This is a genomic window from Actinomyces sp. oral taxon 169 (assembly GCF_013394715.1).
Taxonomy (GTDB): Bacteria; Actinomycetota; Actinomycetes; order Actinomycetales; family Actinomycetaceae; genus Actinomyces.
On record NZ_CP058259.1, the window covers coordinates 1,499,487 to 1,519,823 of the forward strand.

Consider the following 20,337-nt stretch of genomic DNA (forward strand, 5'->3'; position numbering starts at 1 on the left):
ACTGGTGCGCAGGAGCATGGGGCCATGACAGCCACCGCAACATCATCACCTCCCCCCTCCCCCACCCACGCCGTCGGCCTGACGCCCGGGCTCAGGCTCGCCGGGATTTCCAAGTCTTTCGGCCGCCAGAAGGTCCTCACTGATCTGGACCTGTCGGCCTATCCCGGCCGTGTCTACGGGCTGCTCGGTCTCAACGGGGCAGGCAAGTCGACCGCGTTTAACATCGCCCTGGGGCTGCTTACACCCGATGCCGGCCGAGTGGAGATTCAGGGAGCTCCGTTCTCCCGTCGCAGCCTGGCCCAGGTGGGTGCCTCCATTAACGGGCCTGCCCTTTTCCCCCAGCTGTCCGCGCGACGCAACCTGCTCGTCCACTGCCGTCTGACCGGTACCTCGCCGCAGGCCATCGCCCCGCTCCTGGAGCGTGTCGGGCTGGCTGGAGTCGGCAGAAAGCGTGCCGGCTCCTTCTCCACGGGCATGAAGGTGCGTCTGTCGCTGGCCATGGCGCTTCTGACCGACCCGGAGGTCCTCATCCTCGACGAGCCCCAGAACGGACTGGATCCTCAGGGCATTATCGAGCTGCGCGATCTCGTGCGGAACCTGGCTGACGAGGGGCGCACTGTCGTCGTCTCCAGCCACCAGCTCGGGGAGATCGCCCGCATGAGTGACGACATCGGGGTCCTGGCGACCGGGCGCCTCGTCTACGAGGGGCCGCTGGCCGACTTCGCCGACGCCGATGACGAACGGGCCATGGAGGCGGCATTCCTGGCCGCAGTCACCGGAAGCGGACGCCCCGCCGGGACGGAGATGCGCGCATGAGCACCGTTGTGCGGCCACAGACCCGGGTTAAGACGCGGGGGAAGGCAAAGGTGAGAGTAGGCCTGTGGGACCTGGTGCGCGCCGAGGTCACCCGCAGTCGGCGCACCTTCACCTGGGGCGTGATCGGGGCGACTCTCATCTTCACCGTTCACACCATCATCCTGGCGAACGCCTCAATCTCCTCAGGAGTGGTCACGGAGCTCCAGTGGAACGGCAATGCTCTGGCGTGGATGCATATGTATGCCGGGGGCTTCGCCGTGCCTCTGGGGCTGCTGACCGGGGCGATGGCCCAGTGGCGTGAGCAGCGGTGGCGTCAGGGTGGGACGGCGTGGCGCGCCGTCGCGCCGCGCCGGGTGGCGACTGCCCGCCTCGTGGTCCTGAGCCTGTCTGCGCTGGCTTGCCAGGTGGCGCTGGTAGCCCCGGTAGTGGGGCACGCCCTCATCGTCGGCAACGGCTGGGGTCCTTGGGACCGGTACCTGCTGTTCGCCACCTACATGTGGATCGTCGTCACCGGGGCCTGCGCCTGGGGCATGGCAGCCTTCCACCTGCTGCGAGTTGTTTCCGTCGGGGCCGCCCCTGTCCTCGGCTTCGTCTGGTCCGTGGCGGGCGTGGTCCAGGCCGAGCGGAGCGACTGGTGGATGCTCCCGTGGGCCTGGACGGCGAGGGTCCCGTTGCCCCTGCTGGGCGTTCACGGCAGCAGCGTGCTGCTCGAGGCGGACTCGCCGGTGTGGGGCTACCCGCTCCTGCCCGGGTTCCTGCTGACGATCGGCCTGACCCTGGCCGGTGTCGGACTGGCCGTACTCGGCGGGGTTTCTGGTGGTGTGGGATCCTCGGCGCTGTCGGTTTCCCGGCTCAGCAGGCTGCTTCCCGGCGGGAGGGATGCCGCCGACGATCAGTCGGAGACCGTCTCGGTGCAGACCCCGGTGGAGGTTACGACGTCGCTGCCCCGAGGCATCCCGATTCGCCGAACTACGCCCACCACCCGTATGGCCCGTGTTCCCGGGCCGCGCAGTGCCGTCCTGGCGATGGCCGGCGTTCTGCCCTGGATCGTGTGGGCGGTCCTGGCGGTCCTGCTGCTCGCCTTCCTGGGAGTCCTCCACACCGTGTATCCACCCGGGTACGGGCAGAGCTTTCTCGAGCTCATGGGAGTGCCGGTTGCCGCAGCCCTCGTCGGCATCACGGTGTGGGGACGTCTCCAACCTGCCTGGCGTGCACTCATCACCCGCCGAGGTGCCGGAGCCATCCTGACCTCAGCTGCGGTCCTGAGTGGGTTGTTCCTCATCCCGGTCCTGGGTGCCTCCTGGGGTATGACGGTCCTGGGCGACACATTGACCCGCACCGACCCGACCCTGCCGGCGGTGACCGGCACGGTCTATGGGGCCATGGTGATGCCGGCTGTCGCCTTCATGATCGCGGCCGTCAGCCTGGCGGTGGCTCTGAGCACCCGGATCGTCGTGGCGATCGTCCTCAACATCATCCTGGTCATCATGGGGCTGCTCATCGGCGGCAACGAGGTCTTGGCGGCCACCTGGCTGTGGCGGCTGGCCCCCTGGGGCTGGATGAGTATCGCTCACCAGTTCCCCGAGCGTTGGCTGATGATCGTCGTCCTCAGCCTGCTCATCGGATCGGCGGCGATGGGGACAGCGACCCTAGGAGCCCGACGTGCCGCCATCCGGGACTGAGTGGGGTCGTGGTGGTCTGGGGTGTGGGCGTGTGCTGGGGTGTGGGGGTTAGTGGCCTTGGGCTTGTTCGGCGTCGTCGGTGAGGTAGGTGATGATGCGGACCAGGTCGTAGGGGGTGGAGGTCTCGGTGGTGGTGATGGTGCCTTCGATGGGTCGCCACTGGCTCTCGCCGGCGGGGCGGTACCTGGTGGTCCAGGTCGTGGTCAGGGTGGTGGTGACCCCGGTGGCGGTGTGCTGGTAGTGGTGGGTCACCGTCTGGTGGGGGTAGGGGGCTCCGGGGTCGGTGGTGGTTGTGGTGGTGCCGTCTCCCCAGCCCCAGGTGTAGGAGACGGGGGTGAACTCCACCTCGATGGAGGTGCCCAGGATGGTGGTGGTCTGGTACCGGGGGCTGGGGTTGGTGTAGACGATGAAGGCCTTGGAGATGATGACCTTGGGGCCCGGAGGCTGACGCGTGATACCCGAGCCGGAGGCGATCAGCGTGGCGGCCTGGCGGGTGGTGATCGTGACCGTGCGAGGGCTACCACCGGTGGTGGGTTGGTCGGGCTGGCCGGGGCGGTTGAGGGTTGCCAGGTTGCACCTGTACTTGTCCAGCCCGTAGGCGTCCTTCTCGGGCGAGCACTCCCGATGAGACTGCTCCTCCCACAACGACGGATCCGAAGCCTGAACGGTTGGAGAATTTGATGAAGGGTCTCCTTCTCCTGATGGTGGAGATTCGATGGTTACTTGCTTATCTCCGGTAAACTGAGTCGAGTCGCCCGAGTTGTTTGCACCTAACTGAACATTTGTTCCCGAAGAGTCTTTACTATTTCCCTCATTGTTGCAGCCAATGCCGAGAGCGGCAGCCTCGACCGAAACAAATAATGTCAACGATAAGATCAGAGAGGCAACAAAAGGCGAAGGTGTGTGACTCATTGTAGTACTTCACCTTCCCTGATCGCCCAGCCCCCGTTGACGTACCTAATGGCGAAACGCACTTTCTGCCCTTCGGTGGCAGGTGCAACACTCTTTTCCCAACTTCCTCCGGAATAAGAGGTCATTTCTCCGTAGTTTATGGTTGCCTCGATTCGACTGTAATCGTATCCTTCGAGTTTGTCGTAGTACCTGATGTTCGTGATGTCTTGGTTCCACTTATCAGCCCATCCTCCATCTTTGTGTAGTTGATTTGCTCGGTCGATCACTGATTTGCAGAAGACGCATCCGTTCTCGCTCATGGAGTCAACCTCGTTGGTTTTCCCAGTCATGAAGGCGTAGCGGTAGAGGTTGAGGAAGTATCCGACGCTGGCTGCTGCGCCCTCGGCGCTCTCCTCGTTCAGCTGCGGGGGCTTGGCCGGGGCGGGTTCTGCCAGGGCGGCGTCGCGTTTGGCTCGCAGCTCAGGAGTCAGGGCGGCTTCCCGGGAGGCGGTCGCGCTGGCGTTGGCATCAGCGATGCCCTTCTCCGCCCGGGCAATAGCCGCCGACGCGCTGGCGCTGGCGCTCGCACTGGCCTCAGCCTTGGCGTCCTTCACCGAGCAGGCCGCCACCCCCAGCGCCAGCACACACACCGCCACCAACCCGGCCACACCCCTCCGGCGCCCGAAACGAGCACCAGACCGGGCCCTGGGTCGGGCCATGCGCCCCACCAACAGGTCCCCACTCGACCGCCCCGCTCGCTCTCCAGGGCCGCCGGGATCTGAGTGGGAGCAACGGTCGCGCACGGCCAAGCCTGACTCTGGAGTGCCTGGTCGGCTGCTCGGCCCCTGCGGCCCTTCCGCCGGAGCCTCCTGCTCCGCGTGCCTGCTGATGCTGTCGAGGGGCAACCCGGCTCGACGATCGTGCGCGGCGGAGCGTTGCATTGGCGGGATCGAGCGACCGGGGCCGGCTACTGGCCGCCGGGCGCCCGCGGGCGCAGCGGATCGTAGGGACGTACTCATCACGGAAGCCTCCTCGCCACCGAAACAACTCCATACCCCGCCCGGCCGGGCGACACTGCCCATCCAGACGGTGCATTGACATTACCTGCCCCAACGCCCCCAAACCAGACCCCGAGGACACCCTGTGGAAAACCTCAGGGCAGGACATCACTCGACGATGGCTGGTCCGTCGCAGGTACCGGTGCTGAGCGCTGCGAGCCGGCCCGGTTCTACCGAGTTCATGGGACAACGGTCGGTCAGTGTCCCATCGGCTTTCCGATAACCTAGGCCCATGAAGACCTTTGAGGACCTTTTCAATGAGCTGCAGCACAAGGCAGCCACCCGCCCCGAGGGCTCCGGGACCGTGGAGGAACTGGACCGTGGGGTCCACTTCATCGGCAAGAAGCTCGTGGAGGAGGCCGCCGAGGCCTGGATGGCCTGCGAGCACGAGTCTGATGAGGCCGCCTGCGAGGAGATCAGCCAGCTGCTCTACCACGCCCAGGTCATGATGGTCGCCAAGGGCTACAGCCTCCAGGACGTCTACCGCTACCTGTAGGCCCCCGAGCCCCTCACGACTCCTACTCGACTCCCCCACCACAGATCAGGAACCGCCGTGCTGCGTATCGCCGTCCCGAACAAGGGCTCCTTGTCCGATCCCGCCATCACCATGCTCTCCGAGGCGGGCTACCGCACCCGCCGCACGGGCCGTGAGCTCGTGCTCGTCGACGAGGCCAACGACGTTGAGCTGTTCTTCCTACGGCCACGCGACATCGCCGTCTACGTCGGTCAGGGCACCGTCCACGCCGGCATCACCGGCCGCGACCTGCTCCTGGACTCCGGGGTCGACGCCGTCGAGCACCTGCCCCTGGGCTTTGCCCGCTCCACCTTCCGCTTCGCCGCCCCCAAGGGCACGATGAGCTCCCTGGCCGACGTCGCCGGACGCCGCGTGGCCACCTCCTATGACGTCCTGGTGCGCAGCTACTTGGCCGCCAGGGGCGTGGACGCCCAGACCGTTCACCTCGACGGCGCCGTGGAGTCCTCCGTCCAGCTGGGCGTGGCCGACCTCATCGCCGACGTCGTCGAAACCGGCACGACGCTGCGGGCAGCCGGCCTGGAGACCTTCGGGGATCCGATCCTTGTCAGCGAGGCCGTGCTCATCACTACCGAGCAGTTTCGCGCAGAGCCCGGCCTGGCCACGCTCGTACGGCGGCTGGAGGGGGTACTGCGCGCCCGCGCCTACGTGCTCGTCGACTACGACATCCCCATGAACAAGCTGCACCTGGCGACGGCCCTCACCCCGGGCATCGAGTCGCCCACCGTCTCCCCCCTGCAGAACCCCGACTGGGTGGCGGTGCGCGCCATGGTCCCGCGAGCCGACATGAACCGGGTCATGGACGAGCTCTACGAGGTCGGGGCGCGCGCCATCCTCGTCTCCTCACTGCTGGCCTGCCGGCTGTAGACGCCTGCCCCAGGTGACGTCCCCGGGGCGGACATCCTGGCTCGTTCTCCTGCGCTCTACTGCGTCAGGGGCACGCAGACCTCGGCGGCCTTGGGCGTCTTCTTGTCGCCCAGGATCTTGTGGGAGGCGAGGAACTCGATCATTGGCGTGAAGTCGTCGACCCGCACTGAGCCGACGGCCGCCTTGCCCTCCCCGCTGACCAGCTTGCCCGTGGCCACGGCGACCTCGCGGGCGTTGGCAGCCTGAGTGGAGTCGACCAGGTCCTGCACGTACTCCTTGGTCGCCTCGACGGCGGCGTCGGGATCCTTGACGAAAGCGGTCATGCCCTCCACTGAGGCCTTGACCGCCGCCTGGAGGTCCTGACGCCGGGAGTCCAGCAGCTTGCGGGTCGTCACCAGGGAGACGCCGATGAGGGGGATCGACTCGGCCGGCTGGATCGTGCGCACCGCGGTGCCGGCCTGCTTGATCTGCACGGCGTCGTTGTTGGAGAAGCCGACGACGGCGTCGACCTTGCCGCCCACGAGCGCCGCCTGCTGGGTGTAGCCGATGTCCTGGATCGTCAGGTCGGACTCGCTCAGTGAGGCGGTGTCCATGGCCAGCTGGAGGGCGTACCAGGTCTCCCCCTTGCGTCCCGGCGTGCCGACGGTCTTGCCCTTGAGGTCCGCGGGTGCCTTGATCGCAGAGCCCTCTGGGACAATGAGGCAGGCCGGGTAGGACTGGTAGTAGCCGCCGACGACAACGAGGTCGGACCCGTTGGAGGCGGCGACGACGGCCTCATCTGCTCCGGCGACGACGAGCTGCTCCTTCCCGCTGAGAAGGGCGTCGAAGAGTCCCTCCTGGGCCCCGTGATGACGCAGGTTCACCCCGGAGGCGTACTTGCTGTCCTTCTTGGCCATGTAGAAGGGGGCGAACTGGATGTTGGGCGTGTAGGTCAGCCCGATGGTCAGTGGGCCGCTTGCCTGTGAGGAGCAGGCGGCGAGCACGCCGGTTCCGCCCAGGAGGAGACCACTGGCGAGCAGGTGGCGGCGCGAGAGGGGCATGAGTGTTTCCTTTCCAGGGGATCGGGGTGGTGCGACGGTCGAAGTGGCTCAGCCGGCGCGCCGGCCGCGCAGGGCGTCCACGGTGCGGCTGCGCTGCTCAAGCTCGTGGAGCGCCCAGTGGATGGTGGTGGCCAGGATGCACAGGAGGGCAATGGTGGAGAACATGCCCGTGGTGTCCACCTTGTCGCGCTGCGTGGACAACAGCATTCCCAAACCTTCGCCGCCCATGATCATCTCTCCGACGACCGCGCCGGTGATCGACAGGGTGAACCCTGTGCGCAGTCCGGTGTAGATCGCCGGAAGCGTCATCGGCAGCTCCATGTGCACAAGCATGCTCAGCCCGTGCGCGCCGTCGAGCCGAGCGGCGTCGATGATGTCCGTGTCCAGGCCCCGCAGCCCCAGCAGCACGGTGATCGTGATGGGGAAGAACACCATGAACGCGCACAGGATCACCACCGGCAGGGTGCCGTAGCCGATCCACAGAACAAGGAGCGGGGCTAAGGCGATGCCGGGAACCGCCTGGCTTGCAGCGACATAGGGCAGGACGGCCCGGGAGAAGAACCGCCAGTGGTGCAGTGCCCAGGCCAGTGGTAGCGCGAAGGCCGCGGCCAGCAGACAGCCCAGCAGCGCCTCCTTGAGCGTCACCCCGGCGTAGGAGGCCAGCCCCGCCTGGGTCAGGCCCAGCCACATGCGGTTGATGACGGCCAGCGGGCTAGGCAGGAAGATTGCCGGAACAGCGCCTGAGGCCGCGGCGGCCTGCCACGCGACGAGCAGAGTAGCGCCGAGAAGGAACGCCGGCCACGGGCCGCGGCGGCCTGCTGCGCGGATACGAGGCTCATGGTGAGCCGGAGCCGTGCGCGACGACTCTGAGGCGGACCCCGACGGCGAGGGCATCGGTGAGGTCGAGGACGTCAACAGCTCCTGGACATCGCGGGATGCCGCGGTGGAGGAAGCTTGAGAGCGTGCGGCCTTGCCGATGGGGCTGGAGCTGTACACGACGGTGTCCTCCCGGGTCGTTCCGGGAACGGGCGCTCCCGGCTGCACCGGGGTCCGCCTGCACGCCGTCGGTCGGCGCACATGCGTGCTGGGCACTCGCTCGGTTCACCATCCGGTGAGCTCACCGTCATGCGTAAGATCGGGACGTTGCCTCGAGTCGCGGATCACCCCGCCGAGCGCCACGCGCATCCTCCCCTCCGGACTTTCACCGTCGGTGCCGGGATTCCACCGGCTCAGCCGCCGCACCCTTGGCCGCCTCAGGAGGCCGTGGTGCGGGCGGGTCGCGGACTGTGACCGCCGGTTCGGACTTTCACCGACCCCGGAGCACGTTGCTGGCCGCAAGGATACAACGTTGATCGCTACACGGCCACTGCGGTTGTGGCGACCGTCGTTGTGGGCCGCCACAGCCGCAGTCGTGGACCGCTCAAGGCGCCATGATGATCCACGGCGCAGTGAGCAATGGTGTGGGCCGTCTATGCCCGTGAGGCGGCGACGGCGGCGTCGAACTCCGCGGAGATCTCCTTCGAGGGCTGACTCATCCAAGATACGGCCACGGCCACAGCCAGGTTGCCCACAAATCCGGGCACGATCTCGTAGAGGTCGAAGATGCCACCCGGGCCACCGGAGACGTTCCCCCAGATCATGACGACGACGGCCCCGGTGATCATTCCGGCAAAGGCCCCCATGGCGCTCAAGCGCTTCCAGTACAGCGACAGCAGGATGGTCGGTCCGAAGGAGGCGCCGAAGCCGGCCCAGGCGAAGGCCACGAGGTCGAGGATCGTCTTACTGGGGTTCCAGGCCATGACCGCCGCGACCAGGGCGATGGCGAAGACCGCCATGCGCGAGTAGAGCACCATGCGGTTGCCACTGATCTTCTCCTCTCGGGTACGGGCGAAGGAGCCGTACAGGTCCTCGATGAGCGCCGAGGAGGTCACGAGCAGCTGGGAGGAGATCGTCGACATGATGGCAGCCAGAATGGCTGCCAGCATGAATCCGGCGACCAACGGGTGGAAGAGCAGCTTGCCCAGCGTGATGAAGACGGTCTCCGGGTCGGCCAGCTGCGTCTTGTCGTGCTGGTAGGTGGCCACGCCCACGATCGCGGTGCCGGCTGCACCGAGCACAGCGAAGAGCATCCAGCCGATTCCGATGGTGCCTCCGGCCACGGCCTCCCTGGGGCTGCGGATGGCCATGAACCGGACGATGATGTGCGGCTGACCAAAGTAGCCCAGCCCCCAGGCCAGTGCCGAGATGACTCCGAGCAGCGTCGTCGTCGGCCCCCAGATGACCCAGTAGTGAGGGTCGACCTCGGCGATGGCCTTGGTCAGGTTGGACAGTCCCCCGAGCCGAATGACGCCCGCGACGGGCACCATCACCAGGGCGGTCACCATCATGACTCCCTGGACGAAGTCGGTGTAGGAAACGGCCAGGAACCCGCCGATCAGCGTGTAGACCACGGTGATGGCTGCCACGATGACCATGCCGAGGCGATAGTCCATTCCGAAGGAGGACTCGAAGAAACGGCCGCCGGCGACCATGCCGGAGGAGACGTAGAAGGTGAAGTAGACCAGAATGATGAGGCCACTGGACCAGCGCAGCAACCGATGCGTGTCGTGGAGTCGGTTGTCCAGGAAGCTGGGGACGGTGATCGAGTTATTGGCGACCTCGGTGTAGGCACGCAGACGCGGGGCCACCAGCAGCCAGTTGGCCAGGGCCCCGAGTGTCAGTCCGACGGCGATCCATCCCTCGACCAGTCCACTGACGTACAGGGTTCCCGGCAGTCCCATCAGCAGCCACCCCGACATGTCCGAGGCACCCGCCGACAGTGCCGCCACCCAGGGATTGAGGTCGCGGTCGGCGAGCATGTAGTCGTCGAAGTTATCCGTTCGCAGATATGCCCAGCCCCCGATGGCGAGCATGGCCACGAAGTAGACGATCATCGCGATGGCTTGATAGGTAGTGGCAGTCATCTATTGTCCTCACGTCAGTCAGAGGGGAGACATACCGCTGCCGCCGTTGGAGATAAGGACTCGGGAAGTCGCTTGAACGATTCAGGTCGGCGTGCGCGGCATATCGCGGCTCGTCGTTGATGTTCCTGATGGCGCGACCATGAGTGACAGATCAAGCACCACAGATGATGCGCAACTCCGCACGTGACATGACATGACGGGCAGCAATGACCGCTCACTAGATCATGGTCGAGGTTTCCTCACTGGTCCTTCTGCGTGGGCACGACTTAACGCACGTGAAGGACGATGGCCGCGGCATAGTCACCGTCATGGCTCATGGAAACCGGCCAACACCCTGGGGTTGATACCTCCTCTCCGAGGCTGCGCTCAACAGCGTGGGCAATGGTGCCGCTCAGGCGTAAGGAAGGCCGGCCCCACCGATCGGCGACAACCTCGATCTCACGCCAGTCGACGTCCTCAGCCAGGATAACCGGAGATGTGCTCGTCCCGCGACTTTTTGCGCACAGAACGTGGGCCTGGCTCCAGGCCTTGATGAAGGATTCCTTGGCCGCCCACCGTGCTGCCAGGTGCTGGGCCGGGGTCGTTCCCCGCTCCTGCGCGCGACGCCGGGCCTCTCGGAGCTCGCGCGCAGTGAAGGCGCGTTGTGCGAAGACGGTGCCGGGCTGCTCGAGCTGGGCGGAGAAACCCGGAATGTGCACCAGGTCCGTGCCTACCGTCAGAACAGTGGAATCAGGGGAGGTCTGCGGAGCATCTGGAAGCCGCGGCTTTGTCATCATCGATCTCCAATGAAGAAAAGCTTACAAATTATTGAGGAATGTCCTTGTGGAAGGACTGCGCGAGCACAGACAGGACCGGTTCCACGGAAATGGAACCCATAACCCGTGAAACCGGTCCTGTGAGCGCTTAGGTGAGGTGGTTACTCACCCGCGTGGTAGACGCCGTCGGAGCCCAGACGGGCCTCGGGGTCGAGCAGCATGGCGGCCTCGACCTCATGCGGGTCGCGCTGCTTGGACTCCTCCCCCAGACGACGGCCCTGAACCTGCTCGAACAGCGGGGCCCGACCGATCATTCCGGCGCGGCGGCGCCTGGTCCCAGCGGCCAGGCGGGCGTTGGCGGAGGCCAGCCAGGCGTCAACCGCCTCCTGGCCCTCGGCCTGACGCAGAGCGGCCTCGAAGGCACCGGGGTGGACGATCGCGATGAGGCCGGAGACGTGTCCGAAGCCCAGCGAGGTCAGCAGACCGGCTCGCACCGGGCCGGCGCCCGGGACGCGCCCGTCCTGGCCACCACGGCCGGCCAGACGGATGGGCCTGCGCGGCCACACCCAGAAGGCGTCCTTGGCCAGCGGGGCGTCGACGACGTCCAGAGAGGCGTTACCGGGAGCCACACCGGAGGCGAGGATCTCGGTCAGGCCCGCGACCTGGAAGACGGCGGCGCCGCCCTTGGCGTGACCGGTGATGGTCTTCTGCGAGACCGCCACCAGCGAGTTGCCCTCGGAGCGTCCCAGCGCGCGCGCCAGACGCGTGTGCAGCTCGGACTCGTTGGGGTCGTTGGCACCGGTGGAGGTGTCGTGCTTGGAGACCAGTGCGATGTCGTCGGCCTCCACACCCAGAGCCGCCAGGGCCTTGGCCAGGCGCGAGCTGCGCCCGCCGCGGCCGGCGCCCAGGGCACCCAGGCCGGGAGCCGGGATCGAGGTGTGGGCGCCGTCGGCGTAGGAGGAGACGAAACCGACCACACCGGCCACCGGCAGCCCCATGCGGGCCGCCACCGAGCCACGGGCCAGGATCACCGTGCCGCCGCCCTCGGCCTCCACGAATCCGCCGCGACGACGGTCGTTGGCACGCGAGAAGTGGCGGTCGGAGATGCCCTTGGCGCGCATGGCCGCGGCCTCCGCGGTGGCGTTCATGTTGCCGAAGCCGACGACCGACTCGATCGAGATGTCGTCGATGGCGCCGGCCACGACGACGTCGGCCTTGCCCAGGGCGATCTTGTCCCAGCCCTCCTCAATGGAGACGGCCGCGGTGGCGCAGGCGCTCACCGGCTGGACCATGGCGCCGTAGCCGCCGATGTAGGACTGCATGACGTGAGCGGCCACGACATTGGGCAGGGCCTCCTGGAGGATGTCGCTGGGACGCTCCTCCCCCAGGAACCGGCCGACGAACATCTTGCGCATCGACTCCATACCACCGAACCCGGTGCCCTGCGTGGAGGCCACGTCGGAGGGATGAACGGCCTTGAGGAGCTCGGCCGGGGTGAAGCCGGCCGACAGGAAGGCGTCGACGGCGGTGACCAGGTTCCAGGAGGCGATGGGGTCCATGCCCTGGGTCATTGAGGCGGGGATGCCCCAGCGCTCCGGGTCGAAGTCGCGCGGGAACTGGCCGCCGACCGTGCGTGACAGCGCGGCGCGTCGCGGCACCCGGGCCAGTGAGCCGGCCAGTCGGGTGACGGTCCACTCGCCGGTCTCGGTGTCGGGAACCACGAGCGTGTGCTCGGGGTCGGAGGCCTCGATGGTGCGGGCCGTGGCCTCGTCGGGAACCGACAAGGTGATGTCGCGGTCGAGGTAGACGGTGACCTCCTCGTCGGCGATCGGCGCGATGACACCGTCGTCGACGAACTCACGGATACCGCAGCGGGCCACGACCTCGTCGCGGTAGCGCTCCAGGATGTCGGACTCCTCGACCATCTCCCCGTCGGTGTCGTACCAGCCGGCCTTGGGGCTGTCCTGCCAGGTGAGCAGACCCATGCCCCAGGCGAGCTCGAGGACACCGGCGGCGGTCAGGTCGACGTCCTCGCCGCCGCTCATTCCCAGCTCGGCCTCGCGGCGCGTACGGCCCGATCCCCAGGTGGATACCTCTCCGGTGGAGATGATGACCACCAGGTCATCGAGGTCGGCGCTCACATCGCCCCACTGGGGGGCGGTGGGCTGGGTCGGGACCACCGGGGTGGGCAGGGCCTTGATGACGGCTGGGGCCTCGGTCTCCTCGGCAGGCGCAGCGGCCTGCGCGGCGGCGTTCTCACGCAGGGCCACCAGGTCGATGTCGTCACCCAGTCCCCCCGTGAGGTCGGCGTTCACCGGGGCCTGAGCCGCCCGAGTACGCACCTCGGTGGTGCACAGGCCGGTGAGCTCGGAGGCGATCTCCTCCGTGGTCCAGGTACGCACCCCGGCTGCCTCAACGGCGGCGACGAGCGGGTCATTACCACCCATGAGGCCGGTGCCCTTGACCCATCCGATGCGTGGGTGGGCCAAAGTGACGCGCTGAGCCCAGGCCCGCTCCGAGGACCAGCGGTTGACGATCGCGTCCAGGGCGGACTTGACCTCACCGTAGGCGCCGTCACCGCCGAAGGTGCCCCGGTTCGGGGAGCCGGGCAGGACCACGTGCAGACGGTGGTCGACGTGGGTGTCGGTGCCGATGGCGCTCAGGGCGGCGATGGTGCGCTCCACCGACCACAGCAGCAGGCGGGTCTGGGACTCGGCCGCCGGGCCGGCGTCGGCCAGCGTGCCCGAGACTCGCGGCGCGGCGAAGGGGAACAGGAGGGTGGGAACCAGAGCCTCCTTGACGACCTTGGTGGAGCCACCGGAGGTGACCACCTGGTCGTTGCCGATCCACTCCGCCAGGGCGTCGACGTCCCGGTAGGAGGACAGGTTCGCGGGAACCATCCACAGCTTGGCGCCGGCCGCAGCGTGCTCGCGGTACAGGGTGGTGGCGAACTCGAGGCGCTCGTGGGTCAGGCGCGAGCTGGTGGCCACCACGGTGGCGCCACCGGCCAGCAGCTCCCCGACGACGGCCGCGGCGATGGAGCCGGGGGCGACACCGGTGACGACGGCGACGTCCTCGGACCAGCGCACCGTGGCGTCACCGGCCTGCGGGGTCTTCGGCGCGGCCTGGGCGATCGCGGTCAGGACGGCGGCGCGCTCGGCGCCGTCGGCCAGGTCGGAGGCCTTGGCCTGCTCGGCCCACCAGGTGGCGTGATCGGCCACCGCCTGTCCCAGACCCACGAAGCGCTCGGGGGCCAGGAGCCTGCGGAAGGCGTCCAGGTCGGTCTCACCGGAGCCGAGTCGGGCGACGTCCTCACGGGCCGTGGCCCAGCGGTCATCGATGAGGACAGCGCGCTCAGGGGCGAAGGCCGGGGTGACGGACTTGACCCATCCGGCGCCGAGCTCGGCGTCCAGGGCGGCCATGGCTGCCCGGGTACGGGAGGCCTCGTCGTCGGCATCAGCCGGGACGGTGGCCTTCTCGGCCAGCCCCAGGGCGTCCAGGAGGGTGCGGGCCGTGGTGGCCAGGACGCCCTCGGAGCCGGTCACGCTCTGGGCGAAGGCGTCCAGGGCCGCGGAGTCGACCACTGCGCCCCCGGCACCGCCGGCACTCGGCTTGGCGACGCTCACACCGTGGTCGGCGGCGACGGCCTGGACGGCGGAGTCGATGAGGGCGTCCACGGCGCTCGCGCTGGTCAGCGGGGCCGAGGAGCCCAGGGAGGCCAGGTCCTCGCCGCGCATCGAGGCGCCCTCCCGGGTGCCCAGGAACAGGGCGGCGGTCACGTGGGAGACCCAGCCCTGACCCAGGCCCCAGGTGCCGGTGACGCGGTCGGCGATGCGGGAGGCGCGTACGCCGGAGGGGCCCAGGAGCCGGCCCAGTCCCACGCGGATGGCCTCAGTGAGGACCGGACCGAAGGCCTTGTAGCCGGGGGCGCCCTTGGCGACCGTGGCGGCCAGGGCCGTCATGTCGGCGTCGGCGGCACCGTCAATGGAGGCGAGCTCGAGCTCGGTGCCCAGGTCCATGAGGAGCTGGTTACGACGCGAGGAGACTCCGTTGGTGAGTGTCTCAGTGGTGTCCGTGGCGCCGATCTGCTCGGGGCGGATGCGCGAGGCGTGGGCCAGGAGCACCGTCAGGGCGTCGGTCGCACCGAAGGGCAGGTCATCCACCGGTCCGGCTGCGGCTGGAGCCGCCGCAGCGGGTGCGGCCTCGACGGCGGGAGCGGGAGCCTGCTCGGCCGCAGCGCTCTGCGCGGGAGCCTGGGCCTCAGCAGCCGGCTCCTCGGCGGCCGGGACGTCGAAGTCCGGCTCGGTGAGCTCGACGGCCGGGTCGGTGTCGGTGGCCAGCACCCGGGCCTCGTCGCGGCGAGCGTTGTGCACGGTGACGTGGCGTCCGGCGTGCTGGGGCAGACGCAGGGTGTTGGTGGCCAGGTTCGCCAGGGTGGGGGAATTGGCCAGGCCCACCTCGACGATGTGCTCGATCCCCAGGCCGCCCTCGCTCGGGGAGGACAGCAGGACCTCCTGGGTCTCGATCCAGCGCACCGGGGAGGCGAACTGCCAGGCCAGGAGCTCGACGAGCAGGACGCGGGCCAGCTCCGTGGGGCGCTTCGCCCAGGAGTCCCAGTCGGCCAGGATCTCCTCAACGGGCTCGGAGGGCACGACCTCAAGGATCGAACGGGCGAAGTCCTGGGTCAGGGCGAAGGGCCGGGCCACGAGGTTGGGAACGTAGTGGCCCACCAGGCGCGCGACGTCCAGGTCCTCGGGGACGAGCTCGAGCAGCCGGCCACGGAACTCCGGCACGCCGGGGCGCAGCACCTCGGAGTGGAAGGGCACGTCGATGCCGGGGACGAACATGAAGGGGTTCTTGCCCCCGCGGGCCTTGGCCTTGGCGCGGGCGTCGGCGGCCAGAGCGTCCAGGCCCTTGATCGTGCCGGCCACGGCGTACTGGACGCCGGCCAGGTTGTGGTTGACGATCTGGAGGAACTCGCCGGTGGCCTCGGAGATCGAGCGCACGTAGGCCTCGACCTCGTCGGCCTTGATGCCCGCCTGGTTGGGGCGCAGGGCACCCATGCGGTAGTTCGAGGCGCCGTCGGCGTCACGGGGCACCAGCGAGTGCATGGTCGAGCCGCGCTGGAAGACGATCGAGATGGTCGTCTCCACGGGCATGACGCGCCCGTAGGCGCTCAGCGCCGTGTACTCGCCCAGGGAGTGGCCGGCGAAGGCGGCGTTCTCCACCAGGGCACCGGCCTCGGCCAGACGCGCAGTGGTTGCCATGGCGACGGTGGCCAGGGCCACCTGGGTGAACTGGGTGAGGTTGAGCAGGCCCTCGGGGTGGCGGTAGGTGACGCCGCGGGCGGTCATCTCGGTGGGGTTGTCGCGCACCAGGTTGATGACGGAGAAGCCCAGCTCGGCGCGGGTGTGGGCGTCGGCCCGTTCCCAGATCTCCCGGGCGGCCTTGGAGGAGTTCATCTCGTCCAGGCCCATGCCGGGGGCCTGGATGCCCTGGCCGGGGTAGACGTAGGCGGTGGGCTCGGGCGTCGTCACGGCGGTGCCGCGGGAGACGACCTCGCCGTTGATGCGGCAGACGACCTCCAGGACGTAGCCGCCGCCGACCACCAGTCCGGTGCGCTCCACGGTGATCTCGACGTCGTCGCTCAGCTCGACCGGACCGGTCATGACGTAGGTCCAGCCGGCCAGGACGTGGCGCGAGCCGTCGGCCGCGGTGGAGGCCGCCACCTGCTGGGCGGTGGCCGACAGCCACATGCCGTGGACGAGCGGGGCCTCCATACCGGCCACGTGGGCGGCGTTGTAGGAGGTGTGGATCGGGTTGAAGTCACCGGTGACCCGGGCGAAAGCGGTCATGTCCGCAGGCGCGGTGACAGTGGTGCGGCGCAGGATGCGGCGTGCGGCCGGGGCCGTCTCGCGTCCGGTGCCGCCGGCGAGCTCGGGGGCGCTGGGCACGGCGTTGCCGGAGGCGCGGCCGCGGATGGCGAAGCGCTCACGCATGAGTGCCACCACGGTGCCGTCGGTGGCGTCGGTCAGCTCCAGGCGCACGTCGACGACGCGGCCGGCGCTGGACTCTTCCAGCGCGGCGACCCAGCCGGTGACGTTGATTGTGGGGCTGGTCGTGGCCGCGGCCTCCCGGAGCTGGTGGAGGGTGAGGTGCAGGTCGATGGTGTGGTCCAGGTGGACGGCACCGAGCAGGCCCTCGATGAGCGGCATGCCGTCCTCGACGACGCTGCCCAGGGCGGCGTAGACCACCGGCCAGCAGGGGCCGAGCAGGGCGTCGGGCACGAAGGGCGCGGCGGACAGGTCCGACGGCAGGGCGTCGGCGGTCACCGAGGCGTGGTCGTGGCCCAGGGTGCTCGCCAGGGTGAAGGAGCCGTGGATGGTGCCGAAGGGCTGGGTGGTGGGGCGTCCCAGGACGTCCGTGGCCCCGGCCTGCGCGGGGCGTACCTCGGGCAGGTGGTCGACATGGTCTCCCGTGATGGACACGGCCCCCACACCGGCGGTGGCCCGCAGCAGGTCATTCATCGTCTCGCTGATGCGCTCGGGGTCGACCAGCGGAGCAGCGCCGTCCCAGGCGCGGGCCAGGCGCAGCGGCACGACGAGGCGGCGCACGGCATGGATCGCGTCTCCGCCGGGAGTGCCGTCCCAGTGGGTGTCGAGGCGGATGTCGAGGTCATAGGCGTCCTCGGCCACGTCCGGGCGGGCGACGACGTTGTAGGCGTCGTCGTCCAGGACGATGGCCGGGTTGACCGTCAGGTGGCCGTTCCACAGGACGTGGGGAGCCACCTGGACGAGCTCCTTGGCGTCGGCCACGGGAGCTGCCAGGACGCCGTCGGCCACGGCGGGGGCGGCGCCCAGGCGGCCGGCGGCCTCCTGCTCACCTGTGCCGGCCTCCTGGAGGGCCTCGACGGCGGCGGTCTCGAAGCGGCCCAGCAGCTCGCCGACCGGCTCATTGATGGTGGTGATGCCGGCGACGGCGACCGGACCGGGGATGATGCGCACCTGGTCAGCGGTGTAGCGCGGGTCCTGGGACTGCCACAGGGAGTCGGTGCCCCACCAGCGCAGGATGTCGGCATCGACCACGGGCACGAAGGGCACGGGCTTGGGGTGCTTGCGGCACAGGTCGACGAACCAGGCGGCGTCGACGGGCTCCACGAGGGTGGAGGCAGCCGACGGGTAGTGCTCGGCCAGGGCGGCCAGGGCGGCGTCGGAGTCGATGACGGCGTCGTAGTCGGCGAAGAGCGTGGGGATCTCGCCGTGGTCGGCCCGGCTCAGGCGGGCCTCGATGCGGTGCAGCAGGTCGATGAAGCGGTCGTACCAGCCCTCGTCAGCCCAGTCGGCACGGGTGGCGCTGCGCCCCTCGTGGGGGGCGACGCACAGCTCGGCGTAGCGGGTGGCCCACTGAAGGTAGGTCATCTCCTCGACGTCACCGAAGTAGGGCTTGGCGGTCTTGGCCAGGGCGTCGATCATCTCCTGGCGGCGTGCGGCCATGGCGGCCTCGTCACCGGCGAGCTCCTGGATGAGGCGGGAGGCCCGGGCCGAGGAGTTGTCGATCTCGTAGAGGTCGGCGCGCAGGTGGGACAGTCCCGAGGTCATACCGCCGATGGACTCCCCGGAGGCGACCCAGCCGCCCTCGACTCCCGAGTCTTCGGGGATTCCGGGGGTGTCGACGAGGAGCTGCTTGACGTCGTCGTTGGTCTTGGCCTCCAGGCAGGTCATGGCGGCGGTGCCGATCATGACACCGTCGACGGGGGCGGCAGCCGTGCCGTAGGCCTCGGCCCAGCGGCCGGTGAGGTAGTCGGCGGCGCGGGTGGGCGTACCGATGCCGCCGCCGACGACGAGCACCACGTTGGTCACAGCGCGGATGGCATCGTAGGTGGCCAGGAGCATGGTGTCCAGGTCCTCCCACGAGTGGTGGCCACCGGCGTGCCCGTCCTCGATCTGGATGATGACGGGGCTGTCGGGCACGGCACGGGCGATGGCCAGGACCTGACGGATCTGGTCCACGGTGCCGGGCTTGAAGGCGATGTAGGGGAAGCCCTCGGCGTGGAGGCGCTCAAGCAGGGCGGTGGCCTCCTCGAGCTCGGGGATCCCGGCGGAGATGGTGATGCCGTCGATGGGGGCGCCCCCGGCGCGAGCCTTGGACAGCAGGCGCTGGGTCCCCAGGTGCAGGTTCCACAGGTAGCGGTCCATGAACATGGCGTTGAAGGCCGCGGTGCGCCCTGGCTCGAGGGCCTTCTCCAGGCCCTGGAGGTTCTCGGTCAGGACGGCGGGAGTGGTCTGGCCCCCACCGGCGAGCTCGGCCCAGTAGCCGGCGTTGGCGGCGGCCGCCACGATGGCGGGATCCACGGTGGTGGGGGTCATGCCCGCCAGCAGCACCGCGCTGCGCCCGGTCAGGCGGGTGAAGGCGGTGTCAAGGGTGAGGCGGCCGTCGGGCAGGCGAGTGATGCGGGGGGCGAAGCGGGAGCGGTCGACGCCGGGACGGGGGGCCGCGCCGGCGCGGTCGAGGTCGTCAATGGCCTTGGCGGTCCCGGCGGGCACGACGGTGGTGCCGGTGCCGGCCACGACGCCCTCGGTGAGACGGACCAGGACGTTGCCCGGCCCCAGGTCCAGGACGGTGCGCACCAGGGCGTCCGATCCGGCCGCGAGGGCCCCGGTGACCAGACCGGGCCAGTCGACCGGGTCGATGAGCACGGCGGTGGCCAGCTCACGGGCGAGCTTCTCGTTCAAGCCGCAGGCGGCCGCCCAGGCGGCGACGTCGTCGACCGCGCCGGCGAGCAGCGGAGTGTGGAAGGGCACCGAGGTGGTGAGGAACTCGGTGACCGGGGCCAGGACGGCGCCGCCGCGGCGGCGGTCCTTGCGGGCCTTGGCGCTGCGGGCGGCGGCCGCCTCCAGTGCGGTGACAACGGCCTCGAGGTCGGCCGGGCGCCCCGAGAGGATGTGCGCCTGTCGGCCGTTGGTCACGCCCACGGAGATCCGCTCCGAGCCGGGGACCCGGGACAGGACGGCGTCGAGCACGCTGCGCGTGACGCCGCGCACCGAGAGCATGGGGGTGGACTCCCCCACCGTGCCCAGGTCGAGGCGGCGGGTGGTGCGGGTGGCCGCGGCACCGATGAGGCGGGCGATGGCGTGAACCTCGATGACGCGCTCGCGCTCGCCGGCCTGCACTGCCTGGAGCAGGCTGACGCCCAGGACGCCCTGGGAGTGGCCGATGGCGCTCACCGGGGCGTGGGCGGCCGGGTCGATGCCGGCACCGGGCAGCGAGGCCAGGGCGGCGTGCTGGGCCATGAGGATGCCGGGCACGGACACGTCGGCGCCGTCGGCGGTGGTGCGGTGCTGAGGGGCGACCGGTGCGGCCTCGTCGTCCAGGAGCCTCGAGCCGCGCGGGGTCACGGTGAGCAGGTCGGTGGACACGGGGGCCAGGCGCTCGGCCACGGCCCGGTCGACCGCCACGACGTCAGCGGCCAGGGCGTGGTCCAGGGAGACCAGGTCGGCCAGCGTCTGGCGCCAGGGGGTGGCCTGGCCTCCGAAGGTGATGATGTAGGGCTCGCCTCCACTCAGGCGCTCAGCGATGGTGGTCGCGGGGCTGGGGGCTTGCGAGTTCGTGTGCACGGTAGTGGTGTCCTTCGGTGTTGCGACGGCGTGGTCGGTGGTCTCGGAACGATTACCTGAACGGGGGTCGGGTGACGACGGGGGAAACGGCGGAGCCGGAGGCGAGTAGGTCTCGGAGC

At 69.3% G+C, this 20,337-nt stretch carries 11 protein-coding genes; 4 read left to right on the top strand and 7 right to left on the bottom strand.

Annotation, left to right across the window (positions count from 1 at the left end):
• The first annotated feature begins 24 nt into the window (after nucleotides 1-24).
• Nucleotides 25-816, top strand: coding sequence for an ABC transporter ATP-binding protein (locus HW274_RS06475; protein WP_075253853.1), 792 nt, complete (start codon nucleotides 25-27; stop codon nucleotides 814-816).
• The gene (locus HW274_RS06480; RefSeq protein ID WP_081376197.1) at nucleotides 813-2,498 is read left to right on the top strand and encodes a hypothetical protein; all 1,686 of its coding nucleotides are present in this window, start codon (nucleotides 813-815) and stop codon (nucleotides 2,496-2,498) included. Before HW274_RS06475 ends, HW274_RS06480 begins: the two co-directional genes overlap by 4 nt.
• Nucleotides 2,499-2,546: 48 nt before the next feature.
• Here the strand turns inward: HW274_RS06480 and HW274_RS06485 are convergent, their stop codons facing one another.
• Together HW274_RS06485 and HW274_RS06490 are read right to left on the bottom strand one after the other, a co-directional pair.
• On the bottom strand, nucleotides 2,547-3,143 hold the full coding sequence (locus HW274_RS06485) for a zinc transporter (protein WP_185989523.1): 597 nt from the start codon (nucleotides 3,141-3,143) through the stop codon (nucleotides 2,547-2,549).
• Nucleotides 3,144-3,406: 263 nt separating this feature from the next.
• Entirely contained in the window at nucleotides 3,407-4,045 is a 639-nt protein-coding gene (locus tag HW274_RS06490; RefSeq protein WP_075253923.1) for a DUF6318 family protein, read from the bottom strand.
• 634 nt (nucleotides 4,046-4,679) lie between these two features.
• Here HW274_RS06490 and HW274_RS06495 point away from each other — a divergent pair.
• Both HW274_RS06495 and hisG read left to right on the top strand, forming a co-directional pair.
• Complete coding sequence (locus HW274_RS06495; protein WP_075404422.1) at nucleotides 4,680-4,943, top strand: phosphoribosyl-ATP diphosphatase; 264 nt, start codon at nucleotides 4,680-4,682, stop codon at nucleotides 4,941-4,943.
• A 57-nt stretch (nucleotides 4,944-5,000) separates the two neighbouring features.
• Nucleotides 5,001-5,846 (top strand): ATP phosphoribosyltransferase, encoded by an 846-nt coding sequence (gene hisG / locus HW274_RS06500; protein ID WP_009406030.1) that lies wholly within the window; start codon nucleotides 5,001-5,003, stop codon nucleotides 5,844-5,846.
• Nucleotides 5,847-5,902: 56 nt separating this feature from the next.
• Here hisG and HW274_RS06505 read toward each other — a convergent pair whose 3' ends face one another.
• The 5 genes from HW274_RS06505 to HW274_RS06525 form a co-directional block, all read right to left on the bottom strand.
• Complete coding sequence (locus HW274_RS06505; RefSeq protein WP_185989524.1) at nucleotides 5,903-6,886, bottom strand: ABC transporter substrate-binding protein; 984 nt, start codon at nucleotides 6,884-6,886, stop codon at nucleotides 5,903-5,905.
• A gap of 48 nt (nucleotides 6,887-6,934) precedes the next feature.
• Nucleotides 6,935-7,930, bottom strand: coding sequence for an ABC transporter permease (locus tag HW274_RS06510; RefSeq protein ID WP_075253861.1), 996 nt, complete (start codon nucleotides 7,928-7,930; stop codon nucleotides 6,935-6,937).
• Between the two features lie 425 nt (nucleotides 7,931-8,355).
• Complete coding sequence (gene putP / locus HW274_RS06515; protein ID WP_185989525.1) at nucleotides 8,356-9,849, bottom strand: sodium/proline symporter PutP; 1,494 nt, start codon at nucleotides 9,847-9,849, stop codon at nucleotides 8,356-8,358.
• 266 nt (nucleotides 9,850-10,115) lie between these two features.
• On the bottom strand, nucleotides 10,116-10,622 hold the full coding sequence (locus tag HW274_RS06520) for a holo-ACP synthase (protein ID WP_075253924.1): 507 nt from the start codon (nucleotides 10,620-10,622) through the stop codon (nucleotides 10,116-10,118).
• Between the two features lie 143 nt (nucleotides 10,623-10,765).
• A complete protein-coding gene (locus HW274_RS06525; RefSeq protein WP_185989526.1) occupies nucleotides 10,766-20,218 on the bottom strand; it encodes a type I polyketide synthase in 9,453 nt (3,150 codons plus the stop codon).
• Nucleotides 20,219-20,337: the final 119 nt, after the last annotated feature.

Excerpts from the sequence above, each read along its gene's own strand:
- HW274_RS06475 (WP_075253853.1), top strand. The coding sequence starts at position 25 with ATGACAGCCACCGCAACATCATCACCTCCCCCCTCCCCCACCCACGCC.
- HW274_RS06480 (WP_081376197.1), top strand. The coding sequence starts at position 813 with ATGAGCACCGTTGTGCGGCCACAGACCCGGGTTAAGACGCGGGGGAAG.
- HW274_RS06495 (WP_075404422.1), top strand. The coding sequence starts at position 4,680 with ATGAAGACCTTTGAGGACCTTTTCAATGAGCTGCAGCACAAGGCAGCC.
- HW274_RS06505 (WP_185989524.1), bottom strand. The coding sequence starts at position 6,886 with ATGCCCCTCTCGCGCCGCCACCTGCTCGCCAGTGGTCTCCTCCTGGGC.
- putP (WP_185989525.1), bottom strand. The coding sequence starts at position 9,849 with ATGACTGCCACTACCTATCAAGCCATCGCGATGATCGTCTACTTCGTG.
- HW274_RS06520 (WP_075253924.1), bottom strand. The coding sequence starts at position 10,622 with ATGACAAAGCCGCGGCTTCCAGATGCTCCGCAGACCTCCCCTGATTCC.